We start from the raw sequence: 15173 nt of genomic DNA on the forward strand, positions 1-15173 counted from the left end.
GATATGATCACACGCACGCACCTCGCGGACCGCTCACTGCTGTCGCGGTCATCACACCGTCGAGGGAGGGCCGGGGTGACAGGGTCCGATCGACTGCGAGCGGTGTGGGTGAGCGGCGCCTTCGGGTTCGGCGACGATCTGGCCTACTTCCGTGACGTGCTCGGGCAGTTCGCCAGCAGGTTCCCCGACGCCACCGTCCTCGTTCGAGAGGGCTATCCGCTCGAGCGATACCCGGAGCTTCCGCTCGCTGCGGACCTGCGCTTCTGGGTGCGTCGACGCGACCGCCGGGTGGGGGAGTACACGTACACGGGCAACCTCCGCGTGCCGACGCCCCGAGCGATCTGGCGGATGCTGCGGCGTCCGACCGATGTCGTCATCGTCGTCGAGTTCACTCCCACGGCACTCGTCTCGGCCGCCACGGCACACCTCCGGCGACGTCGCGTGGTGCAGCTGATCGAGTCGGAGCCGTCGTTCCGCGGCGGGGCGGAGGGCCGGCTCGCGACGACGGTGAAGCGGATCTTCGCCCGTCGGTCGCACATCGTGCTCGTGAGCAACGAGCGGACCGCGCGCTACGCGCGGGAGCGCCTCGGAATCCGAGCCGGGCGGCTGCGCGTCGGGCCGTACCTCACGTCGCAGCCGGGGGATCCGCCGCCGGCCTTCGACGACGGCGGTCCCGTGCGCTTCCTGTTCCTGAACAGCCTTCAGCGCAGGAAGGGGCTTCACCTCCTCCTCGCCGCGCTCGCCGCCCTCCCCGAGCACGTACGCGACTGGACGCTGGATGTCGTCGGGGACGGACCGGAGCGCGCGGCGCTGGAACGGCAGGTCGGCGACCTGGGGCTGGTCGAGAGGGTCCGCTTCCTCGGACGAAGACCGCACGACGAGGTGACTGCGGACTACGCTCGCGCGCACGTCGTCATCTGTCCGACGCAGGGCGACTACCGCTCGCTCGCGGGCTTCGAGGCCGTCAACGCGCGGCGTCCCGTCGTGCTGTCGACGCGGGACGGGGCGGCCGAGGAGATCATCGCGTCGGGGGCTGCCGCTGTCGCCGTCGATCCCGTCGAGCCGCGAGCGCTGGCCGACGCCCTCGCGACCTTCCTGCGGGACGACGCGCACCTGGCGGAGCAGCTGGCGATCGCCGCCGCACCCCCGGATCGATTCAGCGTCGAGGCCGTCGGCGCCAACCTCGAAGCCGCGGTTCGAGCGGCGGCGAGATGAGCCGCCGCTCTCGGCTCCCCCGTCCGCTGACGGTCGCGCAGATCCTCTCGAGCGCCGCGGGAGCACTCCCCATCCTGATCGCCGCGGTCCGCATGGATCCCGCGGCGTTCACCTCGTTCTCGATCATCACGCTGGCCAGCGCGCTCGCGGTCGGAGGATCCCGAGCCGCCCTCTTCCAACCCGCACTGATCTTCCAGCGAACCGACCCGCATGCGCTCGTGCCCGCGCGGTACATGCTCGTCGTCTCGTCGCTGTCGGCTCTCGCGGTGGGCGCGATCGCGATCAGCTCGGGCGGGGTCGCTGCCGGCGAGGCGGCCATCATCGGTGTCGCCGGCGCCGTCCCGGTGTTCTACGACTGGGTCCGATATCGCGCCATCGGCTCGAGCCGGCGCTGGGCCGTCGCAGCAGGCGACGCCGTGCGCGTGACGCTCGTCTCGGCGACGGCGCTGCCTGTTCTCGCCGCCACGCCGCTGTCGTTCATGCTCGCGATCGGCGTATCGTGCGCGATCGCGGCTGCCGTGGTGCTCCCTCAGGTCCCGTTGCGCGTGGGGGTCTACCCCTACCGCAGCTACCGGTCGTCCGCTGCCTGGCAGACGCTCGACTTCGCCGTCGGGCAGTTCATCGTCTCGGTGCCCCTGTTCGTGCTCGCCGGCTCCGGCGCGAACGACCTCATCGGCGGAGTCCGGCTCGCGCAGACCCTGCTCGGACCGCTGAATCTGGCCTTCGCGGCGACGACGACGAACATCGTCGCCGACGGCGCCACGCATGTCGACTACCGGCGGGCGTCGGCGATCATCGCACGCGGCTGGCGCGCCAGCATCCGGCTCGGGCTCCTCGCCACCGCCGGCGTCGCGTTCCTCGTCGGCGTCGTCTGGTTCAGCGGCTGGGCCCCTGCGGGTGTGGAACGCGCGGACCTCCTGCTCGGCCTCGTTCTGGTCGGCGCGTCGACGATCCTGACGGGGTGGGCGGGCATCCACGGCATCGTGCTGCGGGTGCTCGATCACCAATCGGCGGTGACGCTGGTGCGCATCGGCATCGCCGTGGCCACCACGGCCGGGTTCCTCATCGGCTACGTGCTGGGAGGCGACGAGTGGAGCCTCGTGCTCGGATTCGGTGCGAACGCGGTCTCGGCTCCGCTCCTGTTCGTCCCCGTGGCGCTGTTCTACTACCGACGGGACACACGCGAGGCGCCGTAGTCTCGTCGGTCAGCTGGTGCGCTTGAGAACCCTGAACCACTTGAGCAGCAGAGCGGCCGTGATGAGAGCGGTCAGGCCTCCGAGGGCGGCATAGACGACGAAGAAGATCTGCGATGCCCCCCACAGGAGGAAGGCGAGGGCGAGGACCCCGTAGTCGGCCGGGAGCAGGCCGAACGCGCGGATCGCCGAAGGGGATCTCGGCGGATCGGCGGGGTGCGGCCGCGTCCGGCGGAGCAGCTCGAAGATCGTCATTCCCGAGAAGAGCACGACCGCGACGAGCATGTAGGCCAGCGGGATCAAGAGCCACGCCCCCGTCAGGAGCCCCTGCGTCGCCGCCGCGACGAGCACCGCGGCATGGACGGCGACCATCTTGCCCGAATCGACGACGTGGTCGAGCCATTCGCCCGCGAGGCTGCCGCGCCCGGTCAGTCGGGCGACCTGGCCGTCCGCGGAGTCCAGGGCGAAGCCGAGCACCAGGAGGATCGCGACAGCCAGACCCGTGACCCAGCCGGCGGGGCTGAGCACCAGCACGATCAGGCCCGCGGCGGTGCAGAACGCCGAGACGGCGGTCACGCCGTTGGGGGAGACCCCGGTGGAGGCGGCAGCCGCCGCAAGAACCCGCCCTACGGGACGGTTGATGTAGCGCGAATACAGCGAGACGCCCACGCGGCTCTTCTGCGAGCTCGACAAGGAATCCATGGCTTCGCGAAAGGTCAGGCCGGACATGTCCCCCACTGTCCCCGCACTCTCCGGTACGAGTATCGGACTCTACCCTGACGTCTGACGCATGGTCGTGTAAACTCCTCGGTCAAGCGTACTGGCAAGTTGCACCCGACGATGATGCCGAAATCGCAGCGACAGCACGTGTGCCCGCGGACGGGAGCCTGTGGGCGACCGGTGATCCACTGGGGATGTGCGACACCGGTCTCGAATTCTGGGAATCGGGGTTGACGTGCGTACTCGCATCTTCGCGAGCCTCGCCGCTGTTGCGGCGCTCGCGATCGGATTGATCGCTCTACCACCTGCCGAAGAGGCGAAAGCCCTCTCGCCTGATCTGCCGTTCAGCGCCGATGCGCTGCCGACCTGGCAGACCAACGGCGTGGTCTGGCAGGTCGGTATATCCCGCGGCAGGGCAGTCGTCGGGGGGACCTTCAGCCAGATCCGCCCGGGCGCAGGACAGTCAGGCGCTGCGAGAAGTCTGCAGAGCCTGGCCATCCTGAACGCCGCGACAGGGGAGCCGGACGCGTGTCAGCTGCCGGTCGCCTTCAGCGGCGGTACGGCAGCGGTCTACGCGGTGAAGGCGGCGCCTGACGGCAACACGGTCTTCATCGGCGGCCAGTTCACGAGCGTGGGCGGCGTCGCGGTGAGCCGGCTCGCGGAGATCAACGTCGCCACCTGCACGGTCACGCCGTTCCGGGTGAGCGGCATCTCCAGCTATGTGCTCGAGATCGAGCCGGCCGCCGACGCGGTCTACTTCGGTGGCGTCTTCCAGACGGTCGGCGGGCAGAGCAGGCGCAGCTTCGCGAAGGTCAACCGCGCAGGAGCCCTGCAGACGGCTTTCGTCGCCAACGCCTCCGGCGTGACGGAGGAGCTCTACAGCACCACGGTCGTGCCCAACAAGAATGCCCGCGGGGATGCGCTCCAGCTCTCACCGGACGGCACCAGGCTTGCGATCGGGGGCGACTGGTTCGACATCAACGGATCGGCATCCCACAGCTTCGCCGTCGTCGATTCGACGACGGGAGCGGTGTTGCGCACGTGGCCGGCCAACACGGTCGGCAACACTTCGCGGACGAAGATGATCAGCTCCGACGGGACGCGCTTCTTCGTGGCGCAGGAGGGATTCGCCGGGTTCGACGGCGCCCTCGCCTACAACTGGTCCGATTACAGCCAGGCGTGGCGCGACAACTGCGCCGGCGCCACACAGGCGATCGTCCCGTATCAGGGACTGCTGTTCGAGGCGCACCATCGCCATGACTGCTCGGCGATGGGGATGTTCCCGGACGGGCGGCGCACCTTCCTCTCGGTGAGTCACGCCACTGACCCGACGCAGCTGCAGATCGGCTGGCTTCCGGAACTGAACGACGGCACCGGCGAAGGCATCGGCCCGCGCTCGATCGCGATCGGACCGGGCACGAACGGCACGCCGTACCTGTGGGTCGGCGGGGAGTTCACCCGCGTCAACGGCGCCAACCAGCAGGGCGTGACGCGATTCAGCCCGACGGATACGGGCGCCCCGGCGGTCCCGGCTCTCGCGGCACGCGCCATCACTCCGAACGCGGTCCAGGTCAACATCCGAGGTATCTACGATCCGGACGATTCCGACATCACGTACGCCGTCTATCGCGGGAACAACACGACGACTCCCGTCTGGACCGGCGTGGCCCAGTCGAAGCACTGGTATCGCTTCCAGGCCACCTTCGTGGATACGGATGTCACACCCGGAACGAGCTACACGTATCGCGTGCGCGCGATCGACCGGGCGAACAATCAGAGCGCCCTGTCGGGGACGGCGACGGTCACGGCATCGGCGACAGGGTCCGTCTACGCATCCACGGTCATCGCCGATCAGCCACGGCTCTTCTATCGCTACGACGACACGGCGAACGCGCAGTGGGTCGTGGACAGCGCCGGCCCGACGGTCGTCGGGCTCAACGGCCTCGCGCAGAACGGCGTGAACCGCACCGCCGCGGGGGCGATCCCCAACGACGCGAGCCGCAGTGCGACGTTCACCGACACGCAGCCGAACGGGTTGCCGCAGTACATCTGGAACGACGTCATCGCGCCCGGACCCACCGTGTACTCGGTGGAGACGTGGCTCCGTACGACGTCGACCACGGGTGGGGCGCTCGCCAACTACGGATCGTCGACGGGGCGCCCTCGTTCGGACAACGGGACCGATCGCGTCAGCGGGACGGTCGACCGCGTGGTGTACATGGAGAACGGGACCGGGTTCCTGCGGTTCGGCGTGCGCGCCGGGTTCGGAACGACGACGCTCCGGAGCCTCGCGGCGGTCAACGACGGGCAGTGGCACCACGTGGTCGGCACCCAGGGGCCGGGCGGCATGCGGCTGTATGTCGACGGAGTCCTTCAGGCGCAGAACGCCACGACGGGCAGCGGCACCTACAACGGCACGTGGCACGTCGGCGGTGACACCCTCAACGGCTACCCGAGCGCCGGCAACGCCCTGGTGAACCGCTACTTCGACGGCCAGCTGGACGAGACGGCGGTGTACTACCAGGCGCTGTCGCCACAGCAGGTGCAGAACCACTTCAGCGTCGGGACGGGCTTCGTCGACGCGGTGATTCCGAGCACGCCCCAAGGGGTGGGTGCCTCGTTCGACGGAGCGAACGTCGACGTGACCTGGACCGCCTCGACCGACAACGTCGGCGTCGCGGGGTACCGGGTCTATCGCGGGACGACCGCCGGGTTCACCCCCGCGGCCGACACGCTCCGTGGGACGGTCGCGGGCACGACGTTCGAAGACGTCGCACCGCCTCCTGGCACCTTCTACTACAAGGTCGTCGCCTTCGACGGCGCCGGCAACGTGAGCGCGGCCTCCGCGGCCTCCGCTCCCGTCACTGTCGTCGACGGTGTGGCGCCGAGCGTCCCGACGGGAGTGAACGCCGTCGCGGCGGGCCAGGCGGCCGACGTCTCCTGGACGGCCTCGACAGACAACGCCGGGGTGACGGGCTATGCGCTGTACCGGGGCTCGGATGCGGGCTTCGTGCCGAGCATGGAGACCCTCATCCAGCCGAACATCGCCGGCACCTCGTATCACGACACGCCGCTCTCGGAGGGCACGTGGTACTACAAGGTGACCGCTCGCGACGCCGCCGGGAACGTCTCCGGTGCGTCGAACGCGGCATCCGTCGTCATCGTGGCTCCCGACAACACGCCGCCGAGCGTGCCCGGGGGACTGACGGCCACCGTCGAGGGCGCCAACAACGTCACCCTGAACTGGAGTGCCTCGACGGACAACGTCGGGGTCACCGGATACCTCGTCTATCGAGGCACGACGGCCGGCTTCACCGCGAACGACGCTTCTCGGATCGGCGACGTGATGGAGACGACCTTCACCGACAGCGCTCGGCCGCAGGGCACGTGGTTCTACAAGGTGGCCGCGAGGGATGGATCGTCGAACGTGAGTGCGGCCTCGGCCGCCGCGAGCGCCACGGTGACCAATCCACCGGCTCCACCCACGACGCAGACGATCGTGACGACCGCCGACTCGATGGCCGCGGCCATCAACCCGGCCTTCGCCTATGGAGCCACCAACCAGATATCGTCGCGCTTCAACACCACGATCGAGTCCTTCCTGAGGTTCGACCTGCCGGCAGCGCCGGCCGGGCAGGTGCTCACTTCGGCGACGATCTCGCTGCGGACGTCCAACGATTCGACGGCCGGATCGACCGACATCCACGAGTTCCGGCTCGTCAGCGGCACGTGGCAGGAGGGCACGATCACCTGGAACAACCGTCCTACCAGCGTGGGCGCTGCTGTCCTCGGGCAGCTCACGGGAGCGACGGCGGTGAACAGTCCCTACATCGCCAACCTGTCCGCCGCCGACCTCGGACCGTTGGCCGGCACATCGGTCACGCTGCGACTGTCCAGTCCGGCGGGCAGCGACAACGTGCGGCTGTGGTCTCGTGAGGCGACGCCAGTGGACTATCGACCGACGTTGACGCTGACGTACACGACACCCTGAGCGGGGGAGAGGCGGCGGCGGAGCGAGCGCTCCGCCGCCGGCTCGGCCGTGGGCGACCCGCGGGTCGCCGGCCGGTGAAAGGACGCCGCGTCCGGGTCCGTCGTCCGTCAGTGGTGGAGGACCGGGCGGTGCCCGCGGCTCCGCGAACCGGCGAGTGCGCCGGCCGACGCGCGCCGACCCGACACCATCGCCGCCTGGATCGTCGCCTCGAAGGAGGCGACCGCGGCGTCGACGCCGAGATGCGCATCCCGATAGCTCTGCGCGGCGCGGCCGAACGCCCGTGCGGCGACGGGGTCAGCCGCGAGCCGCTCGGCGGCGTCGACCAGTGCGTCCGGGTCGCCCGCAGGGACGCACGGGCCGGCTCCGGCGGCGCAGACCTCGTCGTGAGTGATGCTCGACGGGTCGACCGCGGCGATCACCGGAAGCCCTGTGGCGAAGTACGTCGTCAGCTTGCTGGGGACGGCCATCTCGGTGACACCCGGGCGCTCGTTGACCAGGAGGATGTCGGCTGAGGCCAGCGCACGCTCGAAGGCGCCGTCCGGCAGCGGATCGAGGAACTGCAGTCGTGAGCATGACGCCATCGCCTCGAGCGCGTGGCGCTGGTTCCCGTCGCCCAGCAGGACGAACTTCACGTGGGATCCGCGGCGAGCCGCCTCGAGGGAGGCATGGACGACGTTGTCGAGTCCCTGCTTCGCCCCGATGTTGCCGGCATGCAGCACGACGACGTCATCGTCCGCCCAGCCGAGCTGCCGGCGGAGCACGCTGTCCCGTCCGGCGCCGTCCGTTCTCACGTGCGACCAGTTCCGCACGACGTCGACGGGCGTGGCGACCGACAGGTCCTCCTGGAGCACCCGGCGGAATCGGTCATGGATCGCCACGACCCGGTCGGCGGAGTTCACCAGCCCGCGCTCGAGCGCGGCGATCCCCGCCGCGCCATGCGACACGGCACCTGTCTCCCGCGCGCCGAGCGTGTAGATGTCCTGCACCCACACGATCGTCGGTACGCCCGTCAATGCAGCACGGACGGCGGCCAGCCGGGAGGAGATCATCGCGGGGCTGACCAGGACGACGGCATCGGGGCGGTGCCAACCGGCGAAGGTCGCCCTGAGCCCGAAGGTCAGCTCCGAGAGCGCCCGATGGAGCATGGTGTGACGTCGAGGCACGTAGTGGCGCAGTCGCGTGACGTCGACCAGATCCCGCGTCTCGGTGCGGGTCCAGCCACCGTAGCCGTCCTGAACCTTCCACCACGGATAGTGCGGATGCGTGGTGATGACCCGCACGCGCCATCCTCGCGCCGCGAGGGCGCACGCCATGCCCTCCGTGTAGGGCGCGATGCCCGTCGGTTCGGGTGCGTAGTTGATGCCGACGAAGAGCACTCCGGGCGCTGTTCGACGTCTCGTCGCACCCCCCGACGCGGCGGCGCTCGCAGCCGTCGTCAACGGTCGCGGCATCTTCGCCGTCTCCGGCGACGCCGATACGCGTGACGATCGGGCGCCGAGGCGCCATTCCCCAGCCATACTTCCCCCCAGCGGGCGCGCGACGACATCGTCACGACGCATCTCGGAGAGCGCTCCCCAGCGCGCTCCATCGGCCGTCGGTTTCGGGTTCAACGGCCGTCAGCGTCCCTCGCCTGCCGGCGCGGAACGCGGTCTCTTCGGCCGTCGGTTTCGGGTTCAACGGCCGTCAGCGTCCCTCGCCTGCCGGTGAGGGACGATCTCGGGCACACCATACAACGCAACCGCGTCGCGCGGAATAGCCGGTCCGAACGCGACGCATCCACTCGGCGTTCCGTCGGAGGCGCGGGCCCCGTCACGCGCCGGAGCCCCCGCGCAGCAGATCCCTGGAGACAAAGCCGGAACGGAGGCGTACAGTGTGCCTTGCATCGTCCCGAATGCCGAGAGACGCACTGGGAAGCGTCCGAGCTCGACGACTGGGAACCCGGCGGTGCTTCTGGGATGGCCCACGGATACGTCTGTGGGCGTTGGGGGTGTGACCGATGGTCTCACGTGTCTGGGCAGGTGTCGTCGTAGCCTCGGCGCTCGTGGTCGGCCTTGTCGCGGTCACACCGCCCGAACCGGCTGCAGCCCTCTCGCCCGGCGTTCAGTTCAGCGCCGACGAGCTGCCGACATGGCAGACGAACGGAACGGTGTACGCGCTCGCGCAATCGGCCGGCAAGGTCGTGGCGGGGGGCACGTTCAGCGAGCTGCGTCCGCCCGAAGGAGGTTCGGGTTCGCCGGTCGCCGTGAACGCCCTCGCGATCCTCGACGCCGAGACAGGCAGCGCCGACGCGTGCCAGCTGAGTCTCTCGCTGGCCGGGGGAACACCGGCGGTCTATGCGGCCATCGCGGCGCCCGACGGCAACACCGTCTACATCGGCGGGAACTTCTCGAACGTCGGTGGTGTGTCCACGGGGCGTATCGCCCAGATCGACGTCCGCACATGCACCGTCACGGGCTTCCGGCCCCCCAGCATCTCCTCGATCGTGCACACCATCGCCGTGAAGGGCACGACGATGTACTTCGGCGGCATGTTCCTCACGGTGGGCGGCGAGGCACGCCAGCGGTTCGCCGCCGTCGATGTCACGACCGGGGCTCTGCTTCCGTGGACGGCAAACGTCGACGACATCGGCCGAGGGATCGGCGTCTCGCCTGACGGCTCCAAGGTCGCGATCGGCGGAGACTTCTTCTCGGTCAACGGCGCGTACTCGCACTCGATCGCCATCGTCGACGCGGTCACGGGTGCGAACATCCGCACCTATCCGGCCGGGTTCATTGCGAACACCTCGGTGACCAAGCACATCTTCAGCGCAGACGACGGCAGGTTCTACATCTCGAACGAGGGCAGCGGCGGCGGTGTCTTCGACGGGCGCGCGGCGTTCTCGTGGGCGACGGGCGACCAGCTCTGGCGCGACACGTGCCTCGGCGCCACCCAGATGACCGTGCAGCACCAGACGACCCTCTACTCCGTGAGCCACGGTCATGACTGCGCTTCGGTGAATGCGCAGCAGGACGGCACGCGTCACTACTTCCTCGCGCAGAGCGCGGTCGACGGGTCGCACTTCGCGTGGGATCCCAAGTCCAACGACGGCATCGGCGAGAACATCGGCCCGCGCGCGCTCGTCATCGCGACCGGCAGGTCGACCGGGCAGCAGTTCATGTGGAGCGGCGGCGACTTCACCACGATCAACGGTGCGCCGCAGGACCACCTGACGCGCTTCGGGACCACCGACACCGGCAATCCGCCGGCGCCGACGGTATCGGCGGTCGCTCAGAGCAGCGGGTCGATCGACGTCCGGATCCGCACCTCGATCGACGACGACGACTCGAACCTCACGTATCAGGTCTTCCGCAACAACTCCTCGAGCCCGATCTGGAGCGGCGCCTCATCATCGGTGTGGTGGAACCGCCCGCAGGTGACGTTCGTCGACACGGATGTGGTCGCGGGACAGACCTACACCTACCGGGTGCGAGCGACCGACGGCACGAACAGCTCGGTGCTCTCGCAGGTGGCGACCGCCACCGCGGTCGCACCCGCGGCCGATTACGCGGCATCCGTCCGTTCCGACGCGCCCGCGATCTACTGGCAGGGGAACACGACGGGTTCGTGGGTACAGGACGGCTCCGCCGCGACGACGAACACCAGCCGCCAGCCGGGCGTGCTCGAGAACGGCGCGGCGGTCTCGGCCGATACCCCCGTCGCCGGCGACCCCAGCGGATCACTCGTCTTCGACGGGGCCAACGACTACGTCTGGCACCAGGGACTGGCCCCCGCGCCGACGACCTACAGCGTCGAGACGTGGATCAGGACGACGACCACTCGAGGCGGCAAGATCGTCGGATTCGGAAGCGGGCGCCCCCGCACCGACACAGGGGCGACCGTGCTCAGCGGCAGCTACGACCGGCACCTCTACATGACCAACACGGGCCGCGTCGTGTTCGGCGCATACACCGGCTCGACGGTGACCCTGACCTCGCTCAGTGCGCTGAACGACGGGTCGTGGCACCACGTCGTGGGCACGCAGGGCGCGAGCGGGATGGCGCTGTACGTCGACGGCGTCCGCGTGGCGCAGAATTCGAACGCGGTCGCCCAGTCCTACCACGGGGTGTGGCACGTCGGCGGAGACAACCTCTCGAGCTGGCCGAACCGCCCGACGAGCAACTTCTTCGCGGGCACGATCGACGAGACCGCCGTCTACTCGTCGGCACTCGGCGCCGGCGACGTGGCCGACCACTATGAGGCGGCGGGCCGAGAACTCGATCTCAACCACGCTCCCGCCGACGCCTACGGCACTCGCGTCTTCGCCGCAGACCCGACGCTCTACTGGCGCCTCGGTGACGCATCCGGCACCACTGCCGCCGACGCCGCCCGCTTCGGCACCTATCCGGGGGTGTACCGGAACGGCGTCACCAAGGGTCAGCCGGGCATCATCCCCGGCGACCCGGCGGTGACGACCCCCGGCACACAGCAGGGCACGGTCGCCACGCAGGCCACGCTCACGCCCTCGGCGGCCTTCACCGGCGAGATCTGGTTCAACACCACGACCGCCGGCGGCAAGCTGTTCGGATTCGAGAACGCACAGACCGGCAACGGCACGAACTACGACAAGCATCTGTACATGACCGCGGGCGGCAATCTCGTCTTCGGCTCGTGGGTCGGCTCGGCGGCGGTCGTGACCAGCCCGCTCGGCTACGCCGACGGCAACTGGCACAGCGCGGTGGGAGTCTTGGACTCCTCCGGCCGGAAGCTCTACGTCGACGGCGTGCTCGTCGCCCAGAGCAGCATCACCGGCGCGGATACGACGAGCGGGTACTGGCGCATCGGCGGCGGCAACCTCGGCAGCTGGCCCGGCGCGACTTCGAACTCGTACTTCCGCGGGGCGCTGGACGAGTTCGCCGTGTACAACGGCGGCCTGAGTGCCAACGAGATCGCCCGCCACTACGCGCTCGGGGTGCAGGACGCCGCATCCCCGAGCACGCCCTCCGGCCTCACCGCCACCCACGGCTCCGGCGGGGTGGACGTGTCGTGGGCGGCATCCACCGACAGCACCGGCGTGCTGGAATACCGCGTCTACCGGAGCACGTCGGCCGACTTCACGCCCGACGCCGATTCGTTCCTCGCGACAACGGCGACGACCTCGTACCACGAGGACGCCCCCGCGCTGGGCACGTACTACTACCGGGTGACCGCGGTCGACGGCGCCGAGAACGAGAGCCTGCCGTCGGCGCCCAGGCAGCTCCTCGTCACCGACATCGACGCCCCCACGGCACCCGCCAGCCCGGCCGCGACGCAGGCGGGGGCGAATGGCGCGACCGTCACATGGGCGCCGTCCGCGGACAACGTCGATGTGATCGACTACATGGTCTACCGGGGGGATGCCCCGGGCTTCTCGATCGCCGACGGGACGCTGGTCGGCACCGTCAGCGGCACGTCGTTCAGCGAGAGCGGGCTCTCCGCGGGCTCGCACTACTATCGCGTCGTCGCGCGAGATGCGGCGGGCAACGTCAGTCAGCCCTCGGACACCGCGATGCTGACGATCGTCCCGCCGGATGTGACCGCCCCGAGTTCACCGGGCGGCTTCACGGCGACGCTGTCCAGCGGAACCACCGTGACGCTCTCGTGGAACCCCTCGACCGATGACCGCGGCGTCAGCTCCTACGTGCTGTACCGCAGCCTCGTGGCGGACTTCACGCCGAGCGCGGGCAACCGCATCGCGGAGGTCACGACGCCGGGGCACGTGGACACGGGGCGTGCCGCCGGCACGTGGTACTACCGAGTGACCGCACAGGATGCCGCGGGCAACGTCAGCGCCCCAGCGTCCGCCTCGGTGACCATCCAGCCGCCGTCGCAGGCGGTCGAGGTGACCCTCTCGCCCACCGAGGACGCGATGGTGGCGCAGTCGGCTCCGACGACCCTGTACGGCTCGTCGAACCAGCTGTCGGCGCGGGGAACCAGCGGAACGATCGAGTCGTTCATCCGACTGCCGCTGCCGGCCGCACCGGCCGGGACAGTGCTGACGAGCGCCGTGCTGTCGGTCCGCACATCGAACGACAGCACCGCCGCGACGACGGACTCTCCTCAGTTCCGGCTGGTGACAGGCGCCTGGACCGAGGACGCCGTCACGTGGAACAACCGCCCGACCACGACGGCGACCGGCGTGCTCGGCACTCTCACGGGCGCGACAGCGCTCAACGCCGCCTACACCGTCAGCCTCGGCGCCGACGGACTGTCCTCGTTCCTCGGGCAGACGGTGACCCTCCGGATGTCGGGCGCCAACAGCGACAACGTACGCCTGTGGTCCGCCGAGGCGGTGGCGGCCTACCGGCCCTCGCTGCGGCTGACGTTCACGCCCGCCTCCGGTCCTGACACGCAGGCACCGACGGTGCCGACGGGGCTGGCGACCTCCGTCGCCGGCAACGCGGATGTGACCGTCACCTGGTCGCCCGCGGCGGACAACGTCGGGGTCACCGGGTACGCCGTGTATCGAGGGACGAGTGCGGGCTTCGCGCCGGACGCCTCCTCGAAGATCGCCGACGTGACCGCGCCGTCGTACACGGACAACGGCCGGACGCCGGGCGTCTGGTACTACAAGGTGACGGCGCGGGACGCGGAGAACAACGTAAGCGGTGCGTCGGCAAGCGTATACGCGACCATCCTCGCCAACGGCGGCACACCGGTCGAGATCACGGTGCCGATCACCGACGACGCCATGGTGGCGCAGTCGGCTCCGACGACGCTCTACGGCACGTCGAATCAACTGTCGTCGCGCGGGACCGGGGGTGCGATCGAGTCGTTCCTCGCCGTCCCGCTTCCGGCCGCTCCCGCGGGCACGGCGCTCACGGGCGCCGTCCTCTCGGTGCGGACGTCGACCGACGGCACGGCGGCCTCCGTGGACGCGCACGAGTTCCGTCTCATGTCCGGAGCGTGGACCGAAGCCACCGTGAACTGGAACAACAGGCCGCTGACGGCGACGTCGGGGGCACTGGGCAGCCTCACCGGCGCGACGGCCACGAACACCCCCTACACGGTCGCGCTGACCACGGGCCCGCTCGCATCGGCCCTCGGCCAGACCGTGACGCTCCGGATGTCGAGCGCGGGCGCCGACAACGTCCGGCTCTGGTCGGCGGAGGCGACATCGGCGACGTATCGGCCGTCTGTGAGACTCACCTTCACACCCGTCGCCGGCCCCGATACGGAGGCGCCTTCGGTGCCCACGGGTCTGGTCGCGTCCGTCGCCGGCAACGCCGACGTCGGGCTCGCATGGAACGCATCCACCGACAACAGCGGTGTGACCGGCTACACGGTCTACCGCGGGACCGCTGCGGACTTCGCCGCCGACCCGTCGTCGCGGCTGTCCGACGTCACCGCTTCCTCCTATACCGACAACGGGCGCCCGACGGGCACTTGGTATTACCGGGTGACCGCGCGCGATGCCGCCGGCAACGTGAGCGCGGCTTCGTCCGCCGTCTCGGCGACCATCGCTCCGCCGGTCGTGCCGCCCGTCGTGCAGGCGATCGTGACCAGCGCCGACACGATGGCCGCGGCGAGCAACGCTGCGGCGACGTACGGCACGACCAACCAGCTGTCGTCCCGCTTCAGCACGGGGATCGAGTCGTTCCTGTCGTTCGCCCTCCCTGCCGCACCGGCAGGGATGCAGCTGACGTCCGCCTCGCTGTCGGTGCGAACGTCCACGGACTCCACAGCGGCCTCCGCGAACGCACATGTCTTCCACCTGATGACCGGGCCATGGGACGAGGCGACCCTGACGTGGAACACGCGTCTCACTCAGACCTCGTCCGGAGTGATCGGGGAGCTGACGGGGGCCGGCGCCACCAACACCGCCTACACGGTGAGCATCCAGGCAGCCGACCTCGCGGGGCTGTCGGGTCAGACGATCACGATGCGGATGTCGAGCACGGCCGGGACGGACAACGTGCGTATCTGGTCGCGAGAGGCCACCAACGCGTCGTATCGCCCCACGCTGACGCTCACCTACACAGCGGTGCCGTAGAGCACCCAGATCGCCGAGAGGAGCGCCTCGGCGGCCGAGGCGCCCG

At 69.8% G+C, this 15173-nt stretch carries 6 protein-coding genes; 4 read left to right on the top strand and 2 right to left on the bottom strand.

The window, feature by feature from the left end; translation table 11 throughout:
- Positions 1-75: 75 nt before the first annotated feature.
- Both ACI3KX_RS13780 and ACI3KX_RS13785 read left to right on the top strand, forming a co-directional pair.
- Entirely contained in the window at positions 76-1215 is a 1140-nt protein-coding gene (locus ACI3KX_RS13780) for a glycosyltransferase family 4 protein (RefSeq protein WP_404910092.1), read from the top strand.
- Positions 1212-2411, top strand: a complete 1200-nt coding sequence (locus ACI3KX_RS13785) for a hypothetical protein (protein WP_404910093.1) — start codon at positions 1212-1214, stop codon at positions 2409-2411. Before ACI3KX_RS13780 ends, ACI3KX_RS13785 begins: the two co-directional genes overlap by 4 nt.
- Positions 2412-2420: 9 nt before the next feature.
- Here ACI3KX_RS13785 and ACI3KX_RS13790 read toward each other — a convergent pair whose 3' ends face one another.
- A complete protein-coding gene (locus ACI3KX_RS13790; RefSeq protein ID WP_404910094.1) occupies positions 2421-3137 on the bottom strand; it encodes a CDP-alcohol phosphatidyltransferase family protein in 717 nt (238 codons plus the stop codon).
- Positions 3138-3363: 226 nt separating this feature from the next.
- On the opposite strand from ACI3KX_RS13790, the gene ACI3KX_RS13795 reads away from it, so the two are divergent.
- A complete protein-coding gene (locus ACI3KX_RS13795) occupies positions 3364-7119 on the top strand; it encodes a LamG-like jellyroll fold domain-containing protein (protein ID WP_404910095.1) in 3756 nt (1251 codons plus the stop codon).
- Between the two features lie 107 nt (positions 7120-7226).
- Here ACI3KX_RS13795 and ACI3KX_RS13800 read toward each other — a convergent pair whose 3' ends face one another.
- Positions 7227-8570 (bottom strand): glycosyltransferase, encoded by a 1344-nt coding sequence (locus ACI3KX_RS13800; RefSeq protein ID WP_404910096.1) that lies wholly within the window; start codon positions 8568-8570, stop codon positions 7227-7229.
- Between the two features lie 545 nt (positions 8571-9115).
- Between ACI3KX_RS13800 and ACI3KX_RS13805 the strand changes: the two genes are divergently transcribed.
- On the top strand, positions 9116-15127 hold the full coding sequence (locus tag ACI3KX_RS13805) for a DNRLRE domain-containing protein (RefSeq protein WP_404910097.1): 6012 nt from the start codon (positions 9116-9118) through the stop codon (positions 15125-15127).
- The last annotated feature ends 46 nt before the right edge of the window (positions 15128-15173 follow it).

This window comes from Microbacterium sp. ZW CA_36 (assembly GCF_044987475.1).
Lineage (GTDB): Bacteria > Actinomycetota > Actinomycetes > Actinomycetales > Microbacteriaceae > Microbacterium.